Origin of the sequence: Streptomyces sp. NPDC088762 (assembly GCF_044750905.1) — a bacterium.
Taxonomy (GTDB): domain Bacteria; phylum Actinomycetota; class Actinomycetes; order Streptomycetales; family Streptomycetaceae; genus Streptomyces.
The window spans coordinates 1-20,535 of sequence record NZ_JBIVKT010000031.1; the positions used below are offsets into that span (position 1 = coordinate 1).

A 20,535-nucleotide genomic window follows, 5' to 3' on the forward strand; every position below is an offset into this window, starting at 1 on the left:
AAGGAACGGACGCTTCCTTCGTACTCACCCTCTCGGGCTTTCCTCCGGGCTTTCGTTCTGTGTTCTTGCGTTTCCGACTCTATCAGACTCTTTCGGGCCTGACCCCCAGTCAGCGGGGTTTGTCTTCCGGGCTGTTGGGCCCTTCCGACTCCTGAACTCTAGTGGATTTCCCCGGCGATTCATAATCGGCCTTCGAAAATAAATTCGGGCATGCCGAATTCGTTCCCAGTGGGAGATCGTGCTGAGTTGGGTGCCGCAACGAGGCGGCGGGATTTGTTGTCGCCGAAACCTTCCGGCTCTGGGACAACTCGAAGAACCTTACGGATCCGTGGAGGGTGTGTCAACCCCTGAGCTCACGGCCGTCAGCTGGGGGACTGGAGGTCCTCCACTCGGTCCAGCAGCCGGGTGAGCATGTCGCCCAGGACGCCGCGCTCCGCCGTCGAGAGGTCCTGCAGGAGGTCCTCCTCGAAGACCGTGGCGGCGCGCATCGCGTCCAGCCACTTGCTGCGGCCCTCGTCCGTGAGCTCCACGATCACGCGGACCCGGTTGGACTCGTCCCGTTCGCGGGTGACCAGTCCCTCCGCCGTCATGCGGTCGATCCGGTGGGTCATCGCCGCCGGCGTGAGGCCCAGCTGCTTCGCGAGTTCGCTCGGGCCCATCCGGTAGGGGGCTCCCGAGATCACGAGGGCCTTGAGGACCTCCCACTCGGCGTTGCTGATGCCCAGGGCTGCGGTCTGGCGTCCGTACGCGACGTTCATGCGGCGGTTCAGCCGGCTGAGGGCCGAGACCACCTTCTCGACCTGGGGGTCGAGGTCCTGGAACTCGCGCTGGTAGACGGCGATCTGCTCATCGAGGCTCGGCTCGTGGACGGGCGTGGTGCCGTCGGGGGTGTCACCCATGGGTCGAAGTATGGCACGAACACGTTGGCGTCTAACTCCTTCGGTGTGTAGAGTTAAGGATTGAAGTTTAGGTGTGAAGTACTGAGGTCTTCAGTCTTCGGCTCTCAAAGGCAGGTGAGAAGTGACCAAGGTGATGGGCGCTGCGATGCGGCGGATCCAGGCCGGCAACGCGCTGACCGCGTTCGGCATCGGTTTCACGGTTCCGTTCCTCTACATCTACGTGGCGCAGGTGCGAGGTCTGGGATCCATGGCGGCCACGAGCGCGTTCGTGGCCTTCGCCCTGGGCGCTCTGGTCGCGCTGCCCTTCACCGGTCGGGTCATCGACCGACGAGGTCCCGTGCCCGTGGTGATCGGGGCGGCCGTCACCGCCTCGGCCGGTGCGCTGTCGCTCGGGCTCTCCACCTCCGTCGTGCCGATCCTGCTGTCCGCGCTCGCGCTGGGTGCCGGGCAGGCCGTGATGCAGCCGGCGCTGGCCACGATGATCGTGTGGTGCTCCACGCCGGCGACCCGGACCCGGTCCTTCGCCATGCAGTTCTTCATGCAGAACCTCGGGCTGGGCATCGGCGGGCTCATCGGCGGCCAGATCGTCGACGAGAGCCGGCCCGGCAGCTTCACGCTGCTGTTCGGCATCGAGGCCGTGATGTTCCTGGTGCTGGCGGGGATCATCGCCTCCGTGCGGATGCCGCAGGTGCCGAGCATCAAGGACGCCCTGCCGAAGGACCCGTCCCAGGCGGGCGGCAGCGGCTGGAAGCGGCTGCTCCGGCACAAGGCCATGGTGCAGCTGTGCCTGCTGGGCTTCGTGCTGTTCTTCGCCTGCTACGGACAGTTCGAGTCGGGTCTGGCCGCCTTCGGCACCGAGGCCGCCGGGATCTCGCCGTCCACGCTGGGGTTCGCGCTGGCCGCCAACACCGGTGCGATCGTCGTCGCCCAGTTCGTGGTGCTGCGGCTCGTCGAGAAGCGTCGCCGGTCGCGGGTCATCGCGCTGGTCGGGCTGATCTGGACCGTGGCCTGGGTCATCGCCGGCTTCTCGGGGCTGGGGCACGGCAGCGCGACGATGGCCGCCGCCGCGTTCGTCAGTACGTACGCGCTCTTCGGCATCGGCGAGGCCATGCTGTCGCCGACCCTGGCGCCGCTCGTGGCCGACCTGGCTCCGGAGGGTTCCGTGGGCCAGTACAACTCGGCCTTCGCACTGGTCAAGCAGATGGCGCTGGCGCTCGGGCCGCTGGGTGTGCCGCTGGGGGCGGGGATTCCGATGCTCTACATCGGGGTGTTCGTGCTCGTCTCGCTCGGGATCGCCGGTCTGGCGCTGCGGCTCGGCAGGCAGCTGAGCCCGGTGCAGGACAACCCGTCGCTGGTGAGCCGGATCGTGGCGCAGGGGACGCCGGCGCCGGCGCAGGGGACGGCGCCGGTCAAGACTGCCGAGACGGTCTCCGTCTGAGTCGTATCGATGTATCTGACGTGCGGAAGGCCCCGGTCCTGTGGACCGGGGCCTTCCGTGTGTGCGGCTACTTGTCCGGCAGGGCGAACTCGCACCAGACGGCCTTGCCGCCGCCCGGGGTGCGGCGGGATCCCCAGGACGAGGCGATGGTCGCGACGATCGAAATGCCGCGGCCGGTCTCGTCGGCCGGTTCGGCACGGCGGCGGCGCGGGAGGTGGTCGTCGCCGTCGGTGACTTCGATGATCAGGCGGCGGTCGGTGCGGCGCAGGCGCAGGCGCATGGGCGGGGTGCCGTGCTGGAGGGAGTTCGCGACCAGCTCGCTCGCGGCCAGGACGCCGAGGTCGCAGAGCTCGACGGGGAAGCGCCAGGAGGCGAGGACGCCCTGGGCGAAGGCGCGGGCGCGCGGGGCGGCTTCGATGCCGCCGAGGAGTTCCAGGGCCGCGTTGTGGAAGAGCTCGGCATCCGGGCCGGTGCGGGCGGGCTGCTGGAGGACCATCACGGCGACGTCGTCGTCGTGGTCCGCGTCCACGCCGAGGGCGCGCATCAGGCGGTCGCAGATGACGGCCGGGGTGCCCTGGGCGCCGGAGAGGGCGCGTTCCAGTGCGGCGACGCCTTCGTCGATGTCCTCGCCGCGGCGTTCGACCAGGCCGTCGGTGTAGAGGACGGCGGTGGATCCTGGGCCGAGGGCGATGGTGCCCGAGGTGTGGAGCCAGCCTCCGGTGCCCAGCGGGGGGCCGGTGGGGTCGGCGGCTCTGCGCACGGTGCCGTCCTCGTCGCGGACGAGGATCGGGAGGTGGCCGGCGGAGGCGTAGGCGAGCAGGCCCTCGTTGGGGTCGTGGACGGCGTAGACGCAGGTGGCGATCTGGCTGGCGTCGATCTCGGCGGCGAGGCCGTCGAGGAGTTGCAGGACCTCGTGGGGCGGGAGGTCGAGGCGGGCGTAGGCGCGGACCGCGGTGCGGAGCTGGCCCATGACGGCGGCGGCGCGGACGCCGCGTCCCATGACGTCGCCGATGACGAGGGCGGTGCGGCCGGCGCCGAGGGTGATGACGTCGTACCAGTCGCCGCCGACGGCCGCCTCGGTGCCGCCGGGCTGGTAGGTGGCGGCGACGCGCAGGTCGTCGGGCTGTTCGAGCTCCTGGGGCAGGAGGGAGCGCTGGAGGGTGACGGCGGCCTCGCGCTGGCGGCGTTCGCTGGCGCGGAGCCGTTCGACGGCTTCGGCGTGGTCGGTGACGTCGGCGAGGTGGATCAGGACGCCGGTGGGGTGGGGGTCCGTGTCGCCGTCGGTGCCGGTCGTGGGGAACTCGACCGGGGTGCAGGTGACGGTGTACGAGCTGGTGCCGCCCGGTGCGGTGCGGTTCTTGGCGGTACGGGGCTTGCCGCTGCGCTGGACCTGGTCGAGGAGCGGGAGCAGGCCGAGGTCGCCGAGCTCGGGGAGGGCCTCGTGGGCGGGCGCGCCGGGGGTGCGGGCGCCAAAGCCGGCGGTGTAGGCGTCGTTGACGTAGGCGACGCGGTGCTCGGGGCCGTGGACGAGGGCGACCAGGGCCGGGAGCCGGCCGAGGACTTCGCGTACGGAGAGCACGTCAGGGGAGGGCACGGGGGCGAGGACGCCTGTCCGCGGTGTGGCGGCGGTGCCGGTACCGGGGCCGGTACCAGGGCCGGTGGCCGTGCCGGTCGCGGTGGACGGCGTGGTGCCGGTGCCGGAGACCGTGGGGTCGGCGGGGCCGCCGTCCGCGGGGAGCGTGGGCCGCTCGGTTCCGGGGTCGGCGCGGCCGCCGCGGGCTGCCGGGACGGAGCCTTCACCCCGCTTGGCCTGGGCGGCGGCGGCGTGTTCGGATCGGGCGGCGGCGCGGCGCTGCGTTCCGGGAAACCGGGCGCTCCAGCGCGTGAAGTTCACTGCGTTCAAGCCTCGTGGTGTCGCGAGTGGTCGCTGTATCTCCCCCGGCTGCCGCCGGGAGGTGCCCCCAGTAGCGGTCGACTGACGGGACGATGTGACTCTGTGCAGGTGTAAGCCCACCCATGGTCACACGTCCAGTGTGGCCGACCGCACTGACAGCGTCAGCCCTGGCTGTCCTGCGGGGGGTTGGGGGCGGGGTTCGGTGGAGGGGCCTTGTGGCCACCGCCTGCGGCCAGTTCGAATTCTGCCCTGGGGTGTTCGAGCGAACCCAGGGAGACGATCTCGCGTTTGAAGAGGCCCGAGAGCGTCCATTCGGCGAGGACCCGCATCTTGCGGTTGAAGGTGGGGACGCGGCTGAGGTGGTAGGCGCGGTGCATGAGCCAGGCCGGATAGCCCTTGAGCTTGCGGCCGTAGACGTGTGCAACGCCCTTGTGGAGTCCGAGGGACGCGACGGAACCCGCGTACTTGTGGGCGTACTCGGTGAGGACCTCGTCGCGCAGGGCGTGGACGAGGTTGTCGGCGAGGACCTTGGCCTGGCGCAGGGCGTGCTGGGCGTTGGGGGCGCATTCGCGGCCGGGCCCCTCTGCGGTGCCGGCGGGGACCGTGATGTCGGGTACGGCGGCGGCGTCGCCGGCGGCCCATGCGTGCTCGACCCCCTCGACGGTGAGGAAGGCGGTGCAGGCGAGGCGGCCGCGTTCGTTCTTGGGCAGGTCGGTGGCGGCCAGGATCGGGTGCGGTTTGACGCCGGCGGTCCAGACGACGGTGCGGGTGGGGAAGCGGGCGCCGTCGCTGAGGACGGCCACGCGGTTCTCACACGATTCGAGCCGCGTTTCGAGGCGGACGTCGATGTTCCGGCGGCGCAGTTCGCGGATCGTGTAGACGCCCATCTCGGGGCCGACCTCGGGGAGGATCCGGTCGCTGGCCTCGACCAGGAGCCACTTCATGTCCTCGGGCTTGATGTTGTGGTAGTAGCGCGCGGCGTAACGGGCCATGTCCTCCAGCTCGCCCAGGGCTTCGACGCCCGCGTATCCGCCGCCGACGAAGACGAAGGTGAGGGCTGCGTCGCGGACCCCGGGGTCGCGGGTGGAGGAGGCGATGTCCATCTGTTCGATGACGTGGTTGCGCAGGCCGATGGCCTCCTCGACCGTCTTGAACCCGATGCCGTAGTCGGCGAGTCCGGGGACCGGGAGGGCGCGGGAGATGGATCCGGGGGCGAGGACGAGTTCGTCGTACTCGATCTCCCGCGGGCCGGTGCCCTCGTCGGCGGTGGCGAGGGTGGAGACGGTCGCGGTGCGTTTGGAGTGGTCGATGCGCTGGGCCTCGCCGATGACGATGCGGCACTTGTCGAGGACGCGGCGCAGCGGAACGACCACGTGGCGGGGGGAGATCGAGCCGGCGGCTGCTTCGGGGAGGAAGGGCTGGTACGTCATGTAGGGCTCGGGGGTGACCACCGTGACCTCGGCCTCGTCGGATCTCAGCTTTCGCTGGAGCCGGAGTGCCGTGTACATGCCGACGTAGCCGCCGCCGACGACGAGGATGCGCGTGCGGGGCGGGGTACCGGGGGCCGCGCCCCGGGAGTTAGCAGCCTTCACCACCCCATGACGCAACGTGGCCGGGAGTTTGTCCACAGGCCCGACAAATTGTGTGACCGGAGGTGGGGGTGGGACGGGGTGGAAGCGGACCTTGGGCCGGGACGGAAATCCGCAGGTCAGAAGGGGCGGAGCGGGGCGTTCCGAGGGGACGGAACGGAAAAGTGGGGGTGAATGCTCCGATCGGGCGGTGCTCCGTCCGGGGCTGCCTCTTCTGAATTGACTCTGGCTCAACTATGTTCGTATCTCGTCGAGGAGCAGAACCGGGCCCAGACCACCATGGCCCCCTCGACGTGAAGGCGGGGAGTGTCTCCGGGGGGAGACAAATGATTACCGGGGGAAACATATGAACATTTCCGATTTCCATGGTTCTGTGACCGCGCTCTCGGTCGAGAACAACGGGCGGGGCATCGCGAGCGGCACCACGCATGCCGTGGGCCGGTCCACGCCCCTGCGCGTCGACGCCCAGCGCAATCTGGAGCACGTCCTGCGAGCGGCCCGCGAGGTCTTCGGCGAGCTGGGCTACGGCGCTCCGATGGAGGACGTCGCGCGGCGTGCGCGGGTCGGCGTCGGGACCGTGTACCGGCGGTTCCCGAGCAAGGACGTGCTGGTCCGGCGGATAGCCGAGGAAGAGACCGCCCGGCTGACCGAGCAGGCCAGGACCGCGCTGGGCCAGGAGGAGGAGCCGTGGCAGGCGCTGTCGCGCTTCCTGCGCACCTCCGTCGCCTCGGGCGCCGGGCGGCTGCTGCCGCCGCAGGTGCTGCGGGTGGGTTCGGCGAGCGAGGACGGCGTCGAGGAGGCGGAGGCGGCGCGGGTTCCGCACCAGCGGCAGGCCGTCGTGGCGGGCACCGCTCCCGACCTGCGGGTCGTGGGCGCGCGGACGCCGGTCGAGGACGAGCCCTCGGACGACGCCGGCGCGGGTGCGTTGCTGGAGGTCGTCGGACGGCTCGTGGACCGCGCCAGGGAGGCCGGGGAGCTGCGCAAGGACGTCACAGTGGCCGACGTGCTGCTGGTGATAGCGACGGCGGCGCCCGCGCTGCCCGACCCGGCGCAGCAGGCGGCGGCTTCGACGCGGCTGCTCGACATCCTGCTCGAGGGGCTGCGCTCCCGGACGGTGTGACCGCCTGCGCGACTGCGCGTTGACCCGTGCGGTCGTCCGGTGTGGTGCCGGGTCGTGCCGGGCTCGTCGTCCGCGTTCTTCATCGGCGGCTTCATCGGCGTCTTCGTCCGAGGCGGTTCGTCAGCAGGGCGATTCGTCGAATTGTGCCCGGATGGGTGGAAGGTGCGCAGACGGGTCCGGCGTGCACCCGCCGTGTGCCACGCTTGATCGGTGGACCGGTTGAGTGTGTCGTGCGGGGGCTGCCGCGATGGGCGTTGACGGGCGGGAAGAGTCACTCGGAGGCACCGGCGGCGAGGTCGGGGCGGGCAGTCTGCCGGCCCGGCAGGTACCGGCTCAGCGCGAGCGCGGCGGGCGGCACGCATCCCGTGGCTCGGGCCCCAGGGGATCGGGTCCGGGCACCGGTGACTCGGGGGGCGGCGGCGATCTGCCGCCCTCCGACGGGGACTTGCTCGGCCGGATGCGGGCCGGTGACGACGCGGCGTACGAGGAGTTGTTCCGCCGTCACGCCGATGCCGTACGGCGCTACGCGCGGACCTGCTGCCGGGACGGGCACACCGCCGACGATCTGACCGCCGAGGTGTTCGCACGGACGCTCCAGGCGGTGCGGGGCGGGGCCGGGCCGGACCAGTCGGTGCGGGCCTATCTGCTGACCACCGTGCGCAGGGTGGCGGCGGCCTGGGCGAAGACGGCCCGGCGGGAGCATCTCGTCGAGGACTTCGCCGTGTTCGCCGAGCAGGCGGCCACGGGTACGGAGGGTGGCGGGCTGGCCGGTCTCTCCGGGGACGACACGCTCGAACTGGGCGCGGACGTACGGGCGATGCACGAGGCCGAGCAGTCCCTGGCCATGCAGGCCTTCCGGAGCCTGCCGGAGCGGTGGCAGGCCGTGCTGTGGCACACCACCGTCGAGGAGGCCTCGCCGAGTGCGATCGCGCCGCTGTTCGGGCTGAGCGCCAACGCGACGGCTGTGCTGGCCAGTCGGGCCCGCGAGGGGCTCAAGCAGGCGTACCTGCAAGCCCATGTGAGTGCGGCGCTGAGTGAGGGCGGCGACTGCGCGCGGTACGCGGACCGGCTGGGCGCCTATGCGCGCGGTGGGCTGCGGACGCGGGCGGAGCGAGGGCTGCGCAGGCACTTGGAGGAGTGCGCAAAGTGCCGGCTGGCCGCCGGGGAGCTCAAGGACGTCAACGCGGGTATTCCGGCGCTGCTTCCGGTCGCGGTCATCGGGTGGTTCGCCGCCGGGTACGCGGCCAAGGCGGCCGGGGTGGTGGCCGGCGGGGCCGTCGCCGCCGGTGGGGCCGCGGCAGCCGCGGCTGCCGCGGGCGGGACCGGAGCCGCGGGGGCCGGAGCCGCGGGTGGTGCGGCCGGGGCGGGTGCTGCCGGGGGGTCCGGGGCCGGGGCCGGGGGTGCCGTGGTGTCCGAGGGCCTGGGGCTGCCCGCCAAGGCCGCCATCGCCGCCGGGATCGCGGTCGCCGCGGCCGCCGGGCTGGTGTTCGCGCTGGCCGGGGACGACCCCGAGCCGCAGGCCCGGGCGAAGCCCGCCCCCCGTGCGGCGGCGCCGGCGGTGCCGGACGCTCCCGCCGCACCGACGCCGGAGCCGAGCCCGCCCCGGGAGGAACCACCGCCCGCGCCGGCCTCCGCAGGGCCACGGCCGGAGCGGACGCCTTCCAGGCCGGCGGCCGTCGCGCCCCCGGCGCCTGCGCACTCCGCGTCCCCCTCCCCTTCGGCGAGCCGCGAGCGGCCGCCCTCGCCGCCGCCCAGCCCGTCCCCGGTCGGGCCCTCGGCGAAGCCGACGCCGCCCGCGCCGAAGCCGCCGCAGGGTTTCCGGCTGGCCCGGCTCGGCCACTCGGCGTACGGGGACCACGGCGAGCCGGAGATCCAGACCTGGCGCAGCAGCTGGGTGTGGCAGCGCTGGGGGCTGGAAGTGGGCGACCGGCGCTTCGCGAACGGGATCACGGTGAACTCCCGTTCCTCCGTGGAGATCGTCCTGAACCGGCAGTGCACCGCCTTCTCGGCGCAGGCCGGGGTGGACGGCCTGTCGCTGTGGACCGACGGCACGGTGCGGTTCTCGGTGTTCGCCGACGGGCAGCGACTGTGGCAGTCCGCCGCTCTCGGGTACGGGGACCCGCCGGCGGCCGTCAACGTCTCCCTGTCGGGACGCAAGACGCTGCGGCTGGTGGTGGAGCGGGCCGGCCAGGGCCGCCTGCCCGCGCTGGCGAGCTGGGCCGACTCGGTGATCAGCTGCCGGTGAGTGCGGCCGCGAGGTCGGCCGGGCCGAGCGCGGCGCCGGCGGCCTCCTCGGTGGCATAACCGGCGGGGCCGAGCAGGGCGCGGGTGCGCGCCGGGAGCCCGTCGACGACGGCCTGCTCGGGAGCCGAGCGGGGATGGCCGGCGCGCCAGGCGGTGGCCGCCGCGAGGACCCGTACGGCTTCGGCGGGCCGGTCGGCGTCGGCCAGCAGCCGGGCGGCGGTCTCGGCGAGCCCGGCCAGGACCCGTTCGGCGCAGTGGGCCTCGACGGCGGTGGCGAGGGCGGGCCCGATCAGGGCGAGCCCGGCCCCGGGGCCGTCCTTGTGGGCGGCGAGGACGGCTTCGAGGTTGTCCAGCCCGGCGGTCATCTGCGGCGGCACGAGGAGTTCGGTCACGAGGCTCCGGGCCTCGTCGTATGCGGCGCGGGCCCCGTCGAAGTCGCCGCGGTGAACCTTGATCGCCGCCGAGAGCAGCCGGTTGAACGCGCGGACGTCGACGACTCCGTACCGGTCGGCCTCGGTATCCGCCTCCGCGACCAGCCGCTCGGCGTCGTCCGCGTCCCCGGAGCAGAAGGCGGCCTCCGCGATGCGGGCGATCGCGAACGGCGCCTCGATGTGGGCGCCGACCTCGCGGGCCAGACGCAGGCATTCCTCGTACTCGGCGCGGGCCGAGTCGTACCGGCCGCGGGAGAGCCCGAGTTCGCCGGCGGCGCCCGCGACCTGGGCACGGGTCCAGCGGTCGCCCACCCGACGGGCGATCTCACGCAGCTCGGCGAGGTTCTCGTCGACGGTGGACAGGCCGCCGGCGAGGTCGATGGCGACGTGGGTGCGGAGCATGAGGGTGACGCCGAGTTCCCAGTCTCCGGCGTACCGGCGGCAATGGGCGACGGCCAGGTCGAGGTTGGCGTGGAAGGCGAGGGCGTCACCGGTGAGGAAGGCCGTCGTGGGCCAGAGCATCCCGGGGAAGCGGGTGGTCTCCGGGGAGCCGTGGCGGAAGGCCGCCTCTATGCGGGCGGCGAGGGACCGGTACTCGGGGGTGCGGAACGTCTCGGCCGGACGGCTCTCGGCGAGCAGGAAGATGTTGAGGACGTGCAGGCGCATGTGGCGCCAGTACGCGGGCGAGCCCTCGGGCGGCTCGACGGGGGTGGCGGCGAGGATCCGGGAGGTCCATTCGGCGCCCTCGCCCCGGTAGTTGCGCAGCCACCAGAACCAGCCGAGGGCGAAGGCGAAGCGATGGGCGGTCTCGGTGTCGCCCTCGACGACGGCGGCGTGGTGCAGCGCGGCGCGGAGGTTGTCGAGCTCGGTCTCGATGCGCCGGATCCAGGGGAGCTGGGCGGCGGAGCGCAGGAGGGGTTCGGCCTGCTCGGCGAGGGCCAGGAAGTGACCGGTGTGGCGGCGGGTGGTGGCGGTCCGGTCCGCCGGATCGGCGGCGGCGCGCTCGGCCGCGTACTCGTGGATGGTTTCCAGCATGCGGTAGCGCATGCCGTCGGCTCCGTCGGGGTCCGGGGCGGGCTCGGCCAGGACGAGGGACTTGTCGACGAGGGATCCGAGGACGTCGGCGACGTCGTAACTCGGATCCGCGCAGACGGCTTCGGCGGCGGCGAGGTCGCAGCCGCCGGCGAAGACGGACAGGCGGCGCAGGACCGTCCGCTCGGGCTCGTCGAGGAGGTCCCAGGACCAGTCGACGACGGCGCGCAGGGTCTGCTGGCGGGGCAGGACCGTACGGGAACCGCTGGTCAGGAGGCGGAAGCGGTCGTCGAGGCGGTCGGCGATCTGACGCGGGGTCAGCAACCGCAGCCGGGCGGCGGCCAGTTCAATGGCGAGCGGCAGGCCGTCGAGGCGGGCGCAGATCTCGGCGCAGGCCGCCGGGTCCTCGTCGGGGGTGAAGCCGGGGCGGGCGGAGGCGCCGCGGTCGGCGAAGAGACGGTGGGCGGGGTCGGGCGGCAGCGGCTCGACGGGGCGGACGCTCTCGCCGGGGACGCCGAGGGGTTCGCGGCTGGTGGCCAGGATGCGTACGCCGGGGCAGCGGGTGAGGAGCAGCTCGGCGAGTTCGGCGGCGGCGCCGATGACGTGCTCGCAGTTGTCGAGGACGAGCAGCAGGCTGCGGTGCGCGCAGTGTTCGACGAGCTGGGTGGCGGGGTCGGCGGCGGCAGCGGCGGTGGTGGTGTTCTCCCGGGCGACCAGGGAGTTCTCGCGCAGGCCCAGGGCGCTGAGGACCGCGCCGGGGACGGCGGCGGGGTGGTCGAGGCGGGCCAGCTCGACGATCCAGGCCGCTTCGGGGTGGTCGGCGGCCGCGTGCTCGGCGAGGCGGGTCTTTCCGGAACCGCCGGGGCCGGTGAGAGTGACCAGGCGCAGACGGGCCAGGTCGGCGTGGAGGGAGGCCAGTTCGGGCTCGCGGCCGACGAAGGAGGTGAGGCGGGGGCGCAGGTTGCCGCGCGCCTCCGGCGGGCCGGGCTGGGGGTGCGGCCGGGGGTCGAGGAGTTCTGCGTGCAGGGCGCGGAGTTCGGGGCCCGGGTCGGTGCCGAGGGCGTCGGCGAGGGTGCGCCGGGCGCGCTCGTACGCGGCGAGGGCGTCGGCGGTGCGGCCCGCGGCGTGCAGGGCGCGCAGGTGCTGGGCGCGCAGCGGTTCGTCGTACGGGTTCTCGTGGATCAGCGCTTCGAGCTCGGGCAGGAGCGCGGCCGGGGCGGTGGCGCCGCTGCGCAGGTCGGCCTGGATGCGGTCGCGCAGGGCAGCGGCGCGGCGGGCCTCGGGCGCTGCGGCGTGGGCGGCGCGGCCGGGCTCGGGCAGGTCGGCGAGGGCCGGTCCGCGCCACAGGGCGAGGGCGGTGCGCAGGGTGCGGGCGGCGGCCGCCGGGTCGGCGGCCAGCTCGTGGGCGCCGCGGGCGGCCAGCCGGGTGAAGCGGTGCAGGTCGATGTCGTCGCGGTCGACGGCGAGGCGGTAGCCGCCGGCGGGGTCGGCGTGGATGCTGTCCCGGCCGCCGAGGGCGCGGCGGAGCCGGGCGACCAGCGCCTGGAGGGCGGCGGGGGCGTCGAGGGGCGGGTCGTCGCCCCAGACCTCGTCGACGAGGACCGCCACCGAGGCCGGGCCGCCGGCGCGCAGGGCGAGGGCGGTGAGGAGTGCGCGCAGGCGGGCGCCGCCTATGGGGAGGGGGGCGCCGGTCTCGTCGCGTGCCTCGGTGACGCCGAGGATCAGATACCGCACCGGCCAATTCTGCCTGGCCGCGCTCGGGGGCGGCAGTCGATTTCGGGGGGCCGCGGGGGCGGCTCGGGTGATCGGGCGGCCGGGCTCAGGTGATCGAGGTGTCGCCGTTGGCTTCGAGGAGGGTGCGCAGGGCTCCCGCGACCGTGGCGCAGGTGGCGGGGTCCAGCGGGGCGAGAAGCTCGGCGTAGTGGCGCAGGTGGTCGTTCATCAGCGCTTCGGTGACCTCGAGGCTGTGGTCGGTCAGCCGGATCCGGACGGAGCGGCGGTCCCGGCCGTCGCGGACCCGTTCGACCAGGCCCTTGGCCTCCATGCGGTCGATGCGGTTGGTGATCGCGCCCGAAGTCACCATGGCGGCGGGGATGAGGGCGCCGGCGGTGAGCGCGTACGGGGGGCCCGAGCGGCGGAGGGTGAAGAGGATGTCGACCTCGCCCACCTCCAGGTCGCGTTCGGCCGCGAAGGCCTTCAGCTGCTTCTCGACGATCCGGTTCATGCGCATGATCCGGGCCACCACCTCGACGGCCCACAGGCCGTCCGTCAGGTCGGGGCGCTCCGCCACCCACTGGCCGACGATCGCGTCTACTGCGTCGCTCATCTCGCGTCCTCTTCCGGTTCCTGCTCGCCGCGCACCACCGCCCACATTATCTCAACGTTGAGACACTTGACGTTGAGACGATCCGGCTGTTTTTATCTCAACGTTGAGATTCTGAAGCTTGAGATTGACGGGGGAGGCCATCGATGGCCACAGCCAGGAGCACGACCGCGACCAGGAGCACGAGCAAGAGGGCGAGCCCGAGCCCGAGCAAGAGGGTGAGCGCCAGGGCCGGCTCGCAAGCGGCCGGCAGGGCGAGCGCGGATGCGGCCACGAGCACGGCCACCCCGTCGCCCCCCGCCGCGAGCCGGGCCACCGTCCCCGTCCTCTGGCTGGCCCTGCTCGCCACGCCGATGGCCGCCGGCGCCAACGCCCCCGTGCTGATCCTTCCCGACATGGCCCGCTCCCTCGCCGTCTCCCCCTCCACCGCCGCCTGGCTCGTCACCTCCTTCGCCTGGGCCTCGGCCGTCGGCACCCCTCTGCTGGCCGGCCTGCTCCGCCGCCGCGGTCTGCGCCCGGCCCTCCGGCTGAGCGGCGCTCTCCTGCTGCTCGGCACCCTCCTCGTCGCGGCCTCCCCCTGGCTGCCCCTGACACTCCTCGGGCGGACGGCCCAGGCGGCGGGCGGGGCCGGCCTCATCGCGGCCGCGATGAGCCTGGCGGGTTCGGCCCGCCGCATGGGCGTCATCACCGCGGGCTTCGGCGTGCTCGGCGCGGCCGGCCCGCTCCTCGGCGTCCAGCTCGCGCAGGCCGTCTCGTGGCGGCTCTCGCTCTCGGTGTCGGTGGTCGCGGTCCTGGCGGTCCCGGTGGTGAGCCGCTATGCGACGCGACCCGCGCCCGCGCAGGGCCGCTTCGACGGGCGCGGCGCAGCGCTGCTGACGGGGCTGGCCACGGCCCTGGTCCTGCTGCCCCGGTTCCCCGCCGCCGCCCTGGGCTCCGCGGCCGTCGCCGCGCTCGCCCTCGCCCTGCACGTACGGCGGCGCCCCGAGGGTTTCGTACCGCTCGCCCTGCTGCGCAAGCCGGTGTTCCTCGGCTCGGCGCTGCTCGCACTGGCGCTTTCGGGCTCGTACTTCACCCTGCTGTTCGCGGTGCCGCGGCTGCTCTCCGACCGTGCCGGCTGGGACCGCGGCGCGGCCGGGGCCGGGCAGCTCGTGGCCCTGCTGACCGGGTCGGCGCTGTCGTGGCTGCTGGCCGCGGCCTCGGCGCGCATGGGCCGCACGGCCGTACGCACGGTGCTGACCGGGATCGGCGCGCTGGCCGCGGTGACCGCGGCGTTCGCCAGCTGGGGCCCGCTGCTGCTGACCGCCCTCCTGGGCGCCGTGTTCACCGCCACCGGCGCCAATGCCGTCCTGTCGGTACACGCCGCCTCGGCCGCCCCCGAGGCCCAGCGCCCCACGGCCATCGGCCTGTTCACCCTCTGCTACCAGCTCGGCGGCGCCTTCGGCCCGGCCGTCGCGACCGCCCTGGTGCTCGGCGCCTGAGCCTTCTTCCGGGTCGCGGAGTGTCAGGACAGCGCAGGGCGGTGTACGGGGACCCCTTCCGGCACCGCCCGGCGGCGCGCGGTGGAGGTGCCGGTCCAGCAGGTGCCGCGACGGGCCAGCAGGCGGCGCAGCCACAGCTCCATGGAGACGAGCTCCGCCAGCCCGTCCAGCGGCACGGGACGGCCGTCCGCCGCGTCGAGCAGGGCCTGGCGCACCACCCGGGCCTCGATCAGCCCGGCGTCCGCGAGCAGCGGCGAGGCGAAGAGGTCCAGCAGCTCGGTCAGCGCGGCGCGCAGCCCCAGCCGGGTCGCGGTCTCGTTCGGAGTGTGGGCCGGGGCGCCCCATCCGGGCGGGAGTTCGCGCACGCCGGCCGAGTTCAGGACGCTGCGCAGGATTGCGGCCCGTGCCCCGGGCTGGACGCGCAGGGATTCGGGCAGCGCGCGGGCGGCGCGGACGACCTGGTTGTCGAGGAAGGGCGCGTGCAGGCGCTGGCTGCGGACCTCCACGGCCTGTTCGAAGACCCGGTGGTCGGCGGCGTGCCGGGCGAGCGCCGCCCGGGCGCGGGCCTCGCCGGGGCGCAGCGACAGCGGGGGCCGGCCGGCGGCGGCCTGCAGGCGGATCGATACTTCCGCCAGGGCCTCCCCCGTGAGCCAGCCCGCCGCCGGGCCCGGCCGGGACCAGGTCAGGGCGGCGAGGGAAGCGTCCACCGGACCGGAAGTGTGCTCGGTGACCCCGCCCTCGCGAAGCCGGGCCGCGGCGGCTTCCATGCCCGCGCGGTAGCTCGTACGGGAAAGTCTGCGGGCCGCGGAGTACACGGTCAGCGGCACCAGCAGGGACTCCCCGGAAGCTCCGGAGGCGGAGGCCGAACGGGCCAGCGCCGCCACCGGGCGCAGCAGGTGGCGCCGCCTGCGGTCCATCAGCAGGTCGGCCATGCGGGCCGGGTGCGCGTCCAGCACCTGGCGGGCGCCGTGGCCGGTGAAGTGGTCGGCGCTGCCGGCGGCCAGCCGGCGCCGCTCGCGGGCGGCGAAGACCAGCGAGGGGCCGGGTTCGTCGGTGAGCGGTCCGTCGAGCTCGGCGTACGGGAGGGCCTCCTCGGCGGCGGCCACCACCACGTGGTGCAGGCGCGGGTCGGCCGCGATGGCGCGGGCCCGTTCCAGTTCGGCCTCTCGGCCCTGCGGCGTGGCCAGGTCGTTGAACGTGACCGCCAGCAGGCGCGCCCCGGCGGGGCTCAGCAGGGTGCCCGGCGCCCCCGGCAGGCCGGCCGCCAGCAGGGCGAGGGTCGCGGAGGCGCTGCCGCCCGAGAGATCGGCGCCGACACCCGGGGCCGGGGCGCCGCGGGCGGCGCGCCGGTCGGCCGGCCCCATGCCGGGCACGGGGCCGGGATCGTACGGCGGCAGGGTGTCGGGAGCATGCCGGGGCGCCGTGAGCCGGGCGCGCACGGCATCCACCAACGCTTCCCGTACGCCCTCCACCGCGCGGGCCGGATCGGCCTCGGGGGCGGCCACCGCGAGGGAGGCGACCGGCTCGTAGCCGGTGATCTCCCGGGAGCCCTCGCGCAGGATCAGCGCGTGGCCGGGCGGGATGCGGCGGACGCCGGCGTACGGTGTGCCGTCGCCCAGTGCCTCGGGGCTGTCGGGGCAGGCCAGCAGCGCGGCGAGATGGCCGATGTCGAGCTGCGCCTCGATGAGGTCGGCCAGGGGGAGGGCGGCGGTGGCGTACGCCGTGCCGCTGGCCCAGGGCGTGTAGAAGACGGGGCGCGCGCCCGCGAGGTCGCCGACGACGGTGATGCGGCGACCGGCCTGGACGACGGCGGTGTAGCTGCCGGACCACTGGGTGAGGTGGCGCAGCGCCCCGCCGCGGGCGGCGTAGAGCGCCCTGCGCAGTTCGGCGTCGGTGGCGCCGCAGCAGCCGAGGACGGCGAGCCGGGTGAAGGGGTCCGCGGGGTCGGCGGTGAGGGTCCGGATCTCGTCGGGGCGCCAGTCGCCGACGGCCCACAGCGGGTCGGGGTCTCCCCAGAGCAGCTGGGCGCCCACGGGGTGGACCGTGCGCTCGGCGTCCGCGCCGGGGTCGTCGGGGTGGGCGGCGTCCGCGATGCCGCCCTGAAGGGGGGCGCCGCCGCTCTCGCCGTAGCCGGACTGGCCGTAACCGCCCTGGCCGGAGCCGTGTCCGGAGCCCTGCCCGGGCCGGTGTCCCGCGACGCGGCCGGCCGTGCCGAAGCTCGCGGCGATACTGCTCCACCCCACCAACCAGCGCACCGCCGCCTCCCCAGCCTGTGGGCACATGACCGGGGCACGGGCAGCACGGACGGCGCTGAGGGCGCGGTCGGCGGGACCCCGGATGGCTCGGGTCCATGCTGCCACGGGACAGGCGTGCGAGAGTGGTTAAAGGGGGCGCACATGCGAACGAACACGCCCCCGCCACGCGGTATTTGGCGTTCCGTTCCACCCGCCCCATAGGTCGCTTTCGGCCATTCTTCGGCCGTACTGAGAGCCGGCACGCAGGGCCGGCCCGCGATGCGCGGGCGCGGTCCGGGAGGCGGAAACCACCCCCCGGACCGTTCCGCCACCCGCGGGGATTGAGGCAGCGGCATCCCCCGACCCGCCCGATCCGCGCAGCGGGCCGACCCACGCACCGCACATCGAATCGCCGGGCCCGCCCACCGGCCAGAGCGCACGGGCGGGCGCACGGCCACACGGGCGGAGCACGCGATGACACGTGCGCCCCGGTACGGGCCCGGGCGGGACTGTGCAAACGGACAACAATCCCGCCATACGGAAGTAAGGGCCTTAACGCTTGGGAGGCGGGGAACTACGCTGGGTTTACGAAATGCCGGGCGCCTATGCCCCGGCGGCGTCTGCGTTCCGCGTGTGACGAGGGGTGGCGCATGTCCAGGGAGCTCCGCGAGCCCAATGAGAAGCTCGGCGCCGTCCTCGCCCTCGCGGGCATCAGCAACGCGGGACTGGCCCGGCGGGTCAACGACCTCGGCGCGCAGCGCGGTCTGACGCTGCGGTACGACAAAACGTCGGTGGCCCGGTGGGTGTCGAAGGGGATGGTGCCCCAGGGCGCCGCCCCCCACCTGATCGCGGCAGCCATCGGCGCGAAGCTGGGGCGGCCGGTGCCGCTGCACGAGATCGGACTGGCGGACGCGGACCCCGCGCCCGAGGTCGGTCTGTCCTTCCCGCGCGACGTGGGCGCGGCGGTGCGCTCGGCCACGGACCTGTACCGGCTCGACTTCGCCGGCCGCCGCGGCGGTGGCGGGATCTGGCAGTCGCTGGCCGGCTCGTTCTCGGTGGCGGCGTACGCGACGCCCGCCTCGCGCTGGCTGATATCTCCCGCCGACGGCTCGGTGGCGCGCGAACCGGCCACTCCGGAATCGGGCGCGCCGGCACCGGCGACCGCGGTATCCGGCACCCAGACCACCGGCACCCAGACCACCGGCACCCAAACCGCCGGCGCTCCGACAGCCGGCGCTCCGACCTCCGGCACACCGGCATCGGGCATCTCCGCTCGGCCCCCCTCGCCTCAGGACGCACCGGCGCACGGCGCGCCCGCCGCGGAGCCGCGCACACGAGCCCTTGCGCCGGCACCGGCAGGAGGCCGTACGGCTCCGCCGTCCACCGTTGTGCCCGCCCGGCCCGCACCCGAAACGCAGCGCGACCACGGCCAGCGCGTGGGCCACAGCGATGTGGCCAAGCTGCGCGAGGCCGCCGAGGACGCCCGCCGCTGGGACTCCAAGTACGGGGGCGGGGACTGGCGTTCGTCGATGGTGCCCGAGTGCCTGCGGGTGGACGCGGCGCCGCTGCTGCTCGGCTCCTACACCGACGAGGTGGGCCGCGCCCTGTTCGGCGCGACGGCCGAACTGACCCGGCTCGCCGGCTGGATGGCCTTCGACACCGGCCAGCAGGAGGCGGCCCAGCGCTACTACATCCAGGCGCTGCGCCTCGCCCGCGCCGCCGCGGACGTACCGCTCGGCGGGTACGTCCTGGCGTCGATGTCCCTCCAGGCGACCTACCGGGACTTCCCGGACGAGGGCGTGGACCTCGCGCAGGCGGCCGTCGAACGCAACCGGGGCCTGGCCACCGCCCGCACCATGAGCTTCTTCCGCCTGGTCGAGGCACGGGCGCACGCGAAGGCGGGCGACTCGGCGGCCGCGGGGGCCGCGCTGCGGGCGGCCGAGGGATGGCTCGAACGCTCCCGGGACGGTGACCCGGACCCGACCTGGCTCGGTTTCTACTCGTACGACCGCTTCGCGGCGGACGCCGCCGAGTGTTACCGCGACCTCAAACTCCCCCGCCAGGTCCGCCGCTTCACCGAACAGGCCCTCTCACGGCCCACCGAGGAGTACGTACGGTCGCACGGCCTCCGCCTGGTGGTGAGCGCGGTCGCCGAGCTGGAGTCGGGCAATCTCGACGCGGCCTGCGCGGCGGGCACCCGGGCGGTCGAGGTGGCGGGCAGGATCTCCTCCGCGCGGACGACCGAATACGTACGGGACCTGCTGCACCGCCTGGAACCGTACGGGGACGAGCCGCGCGTCGCGGAACTGCGCGAGCGGGCCAGGCCACTGCTGGTGGCGCAGGCGTAGACCCGCATGGCCACGTTGTCAGTGGCGGGGTGCAGTATGCAGGGGTGGGAGGTGTCGGCGTGGGCGGTGGCGTGGACTGCGATGTGCTGGTGATCGGCGGCGGGATCGTCGGCCTGTCGACGGCGCATGCCCTGTCGCGCCTGGCTCCGGGGACCCGGGTGGTCGTCCTGGAGAAGGAGGAGGGCCCGGCCCGGCACCAGACGGGCCGCAACAGCGGGGTGATCCACAGCGGTATCTACTACCGCCCCGGCTCGCTCAAGGCGCGGTTCGCGGTCAGCGGCGCCGCCGAAATGGTCAAGTTCTGCGCGGAGCACGGGATCCCGCACGAGGTGACGGGCAAGCTGATCGTCGCCACGGAGCGGGAGGAGCTGCCGCGGCTGCACGCACTGGTCCAGCGGGGCCGGGAGAACGGCATCCCGGTCCGAGAGCTCGGTCCGGCGCAGATCTCCGAGTACGAACCCCAGGTGCGGGGCCTGGCCGCCATCCACGTCGGCAGCACCGGCATCGTGGACTACGGCCTGGTGACGGCCCAGCTGGCCGAGTCCTCAGGGGCACGGATCATCTACAACAGCGCGGTGGACCTGATCTCCCGCCGCCCCTCCGCGGTGGCGGTCCGCACCACCTCCGGCCTGGTGGTCCGGGCCCGGGTGCTGGTGAACTGCGCGGGGCTCCAGTGCGACCGGATCGCCCGCCTGGCCGGGGACGACCCCGGGATGCGGATCATCCCCTTCCGCGGCGAGTACTACGACCTGGCCCGCCCGGAACTGGTCCGGGGCCTGGTCTACCCCGTTCCCGACCCGGCGTTCCCCTTCCTCGGCGTCCACCTCACCCGGGGCATCGGCGGCGGGGTCCACGTCGGCCCCAACGCCGTCCCGGCGCTGGCGCGCGAGGGCTACGGCTGGTCGGTGATCCGCCCGCGGGACGTGGCCACCGAACTGGCCTGGCCGGGATCCTGGCGCATGGCCGCACGGCACTGGCGCTACGGAGCGGGCGAGATCCACCGCTCCCTCTCGAAGCGAGCCTTCACCCAGGCCGTACAGCGCCTCCTGCCGGCCGTCACCCCGGCAGACCTCCACCCCGCCGAACCCGGAGTCCGCGCCCAGGCCGTCCTGCGGGACGGCACCCTGGTCGACGACTTCCTGATCCGCGAAGCACCCCGCACGGTCCACGTTCTGAACGCCCCGTCCCCCGCCGCAACCGCCTCCCTCCCCATCGGCCGAGAAATCGCCACCCGAGCCCTGAAGACCCTCCGCACCTCCTGAGCCTTCGCCGATCCCCGGAACGCAGCAGCCGGCCCAAGGGGTCGGGGGCGGGGTGGGGTGTCGTCCGGGACTAAAACGAGATGAATTCGGCGCACGCCCCCGCCCGCCGACGCACTCCCCCAAGGCGCCGAACATCGAAGCCCGTCCCGGACGACACCCCCCCCCCGCCCCCCCCCCCCCCCCCCCCCCCCCCCCCCCCCCCCCCCCCCCCCCCCCCCCCCCGCGGCCCCCGGGCCCCCCCCC

General features: G+C 74.2%; 12 protein-coding genes. 6 read left to right on the forward strand and 6 right to left on the reverse strand.

Translation table 11 applies throughout. The features are described 5' to 3' along the window. Positions 1 to 362: 362 nt before the first annotated feature. Positions 363 to 899 carry a MarR family winged helix-turn-helix transcriptional regulator gene (locus tag ACIP5M_RS35625; protein WP_069921218.1) on the reverse strand — a complete coding sequence of 179 codons (537 nt, stop codon included), beginning with the start codon at positions 897 to 899 and terminating at the stop codon, positions 363 to 365. A 133-nt stretch (positions 900 to 1,032) separates the two neighbouring features. Between ACIP5M_RS35625 and ACIP5M_RS35630 the strand changes: the two genes are divergently transcribed. Further along, positions 1,033 to 2,337, forward strand: coding sequence for an MFS transporter (locus ACIP5M_RS35630; RefSeq protein WP_401205202.1), 1,305 nt, complete (start codon positions 1,033 to 1,035; stop codon positions 2,335 to 2,337). Between the two features lie 67 nt (positions 2,338 to 2,404). Here ACIP5M_RS35630 and ACIP5M_RS35635 read toward each other — a convergent pair whose 3' ends face one another. Both ACIP5M_RS35635 and ACIP5M_RS35640 read right to left on the reverse strand, forming a co-directional pair. Then, positions 2,405 to 4,231 carry a SpoIIE family protein phosphatase gene (locus ACIP5M_RS35635; RefSeq protein WP_401205205.1) on the reverse strand — a complete coding sequence of 609 codons (1,827 nt, stop codon included), beginning with the start codon at positions 4,229 to 4,231 and terminating at the stop codon, positions 2,405 to 2,407. Between the two features lie 161 nt (positions 4,232 to 4,392). Beyond that, positions 4,393 to 5,739 carry an NAD(P)/FAD-dependent oxidoreductase gene (locus ACIP5M_RS35640; protein ID WP_401205208.1) on the reverse strand — a complete coding sequence of 449 codons (1,347 nt, stop codon included), beginning with the start codon at positions 5,737 to 5,739 and terminating at the stop codon, positions 4,393 to 4,395. A 427-nt stretch (positions 5,740 to 6,166) separates the two neighbouring features. Between ACIP5M_RS35640 and ACIP5M_RS35645 the strand changes: the two genes are divergently transcribed. Together ACIP5M_RS35645 and ACIP5M_RS35650 are read left to right on the forward strand one after the other, a co-directional pair. Continuing rightward, positions 6,167 to 6,940, forward strand: a complete 774-nt coding sequence (locus tag ACIP5M_RS35645; RefSeq protein WP_401205181.1) for a TetR/AcrR family transcriptional regulator — start codon at positions 6,167 to 6,169, stop codon at positions 6,938 to 6,940. A gap of 247 nt (positions 6,941 to 7,187) precedes the next feature. Then, positions 7,188 to 9,185: a sigma-70 family RNA polymerase sigma factor gene (locus tag ACIP5M_RS35650; RefSeq protein WP_401205184.1), complete on the forward strand. Its 1,998-nt coding sequence runs from the start codon at positions 7,188 to 7,190 to the stop codon at positions 9,183 to 9,185. Here ACIP5M_RS35650 and ACIP5M_RS35655 read toward each other — a convergent pair. Continuing rightward, complete coding sequence (locus ACIP5M_RS35655) at positions 9,172 to 12,381, reverse strand: BTAD domain-containing putative transcriptional regulator (RefSeq protein WP_401205186.1); 3,210 nt, start codon at positions 12,379 to 12,381, stop codon at positions 9,172 to 9,174. The genes ACIP5M_RS35650 and ACIP5M_RS35655 overlap by 14 nt on opposite strands. An 85-nt stretch (positions 12,382 to 12,466) precedes the next feature. Further along, on the reverse strand, positions 12,467 to 12,973 hold the full coding sequence (locus ACIP5M_RS35660; RefSeq protein WP_401205189.1) for a MarR family winged helix-turn-helix transcriptional regulator: 507 nt from the start codon (positions 12,971 to 12,973) through the stop codon (positions 12,467 to 12,469). Positions 12,974 to 13,116: 143 nt separating this feature from the next. Here ACIP5M_RS35660 and ACIP5M_RS35665 point away from each other — a divergent pair, with 143 nt between their 5' ends. Next, positions 13,117 to 14,448 carry an MFS transporter gene (locus tag ACIP5M_RS35665; protein ID WP_401205191.1) on the forward strand — a complete coding sequence of 444 codons (1,332 nt, stop codon included), beginning with the start codon at positions 13,117 to 13,119 and terminating at the stop codon, positions 14,446 to 14,448. Between the two features lie 23 nt (positions 14,449 to 14,471). Here the strand turns inward: ACIP5M_RS35665 and ACIP5M_RS35670 are convergent, their stop codons facing one another. Further along, positions 14,472 to 16,703, reverse strand: coding sequence for an asparagine synthase-related protein (locus tag ACIP5M_RS35670; protein ID WP_401205193.1), 2,232 nt, complete (start codon positions 16,701 to 16,703; stop codon positions 14,472 to 14,474). A 629-nt stretch (positions 16,704 to 17,332) separates the two neighbouring features. Between ACIP5M_RS35670 and ACIP5M_RS35675 the strand changes: the two genes are divergently transcribed. Together ACIP5M_RS35675 and lhgO are read left to right on the forward strand one after the other, a co-directional pair. Beyond that, positions 17,333 to 19,030 (forward strand): sporulation protein, encoded by a 1,698-nt coding sequence (locus tag ACIP5M_RS35675; RefSeq protein WP_401205196.1) that lies wholly within the window; start codon positions 17,333 to 17,335, stop codon positions 19,028 to 19,030. Between the two features lie 29 nt (positions 19,031 to 19,059). After that, positions 19,060 to 20,292, forward strand: a complete 1,233-nt coding sequence (gene lhgO / locus ACIP5M_RS35680; protein ID WP_401205199.1) for an L-2-hydroxyglutarate oxidase — start codon at positions 19,060 to 19,062, stop codon at positions 20,290 to 20,292. The last annotated feature ends 243 nt before the right edge of the window (positions 20,293 to 20,535 follow it).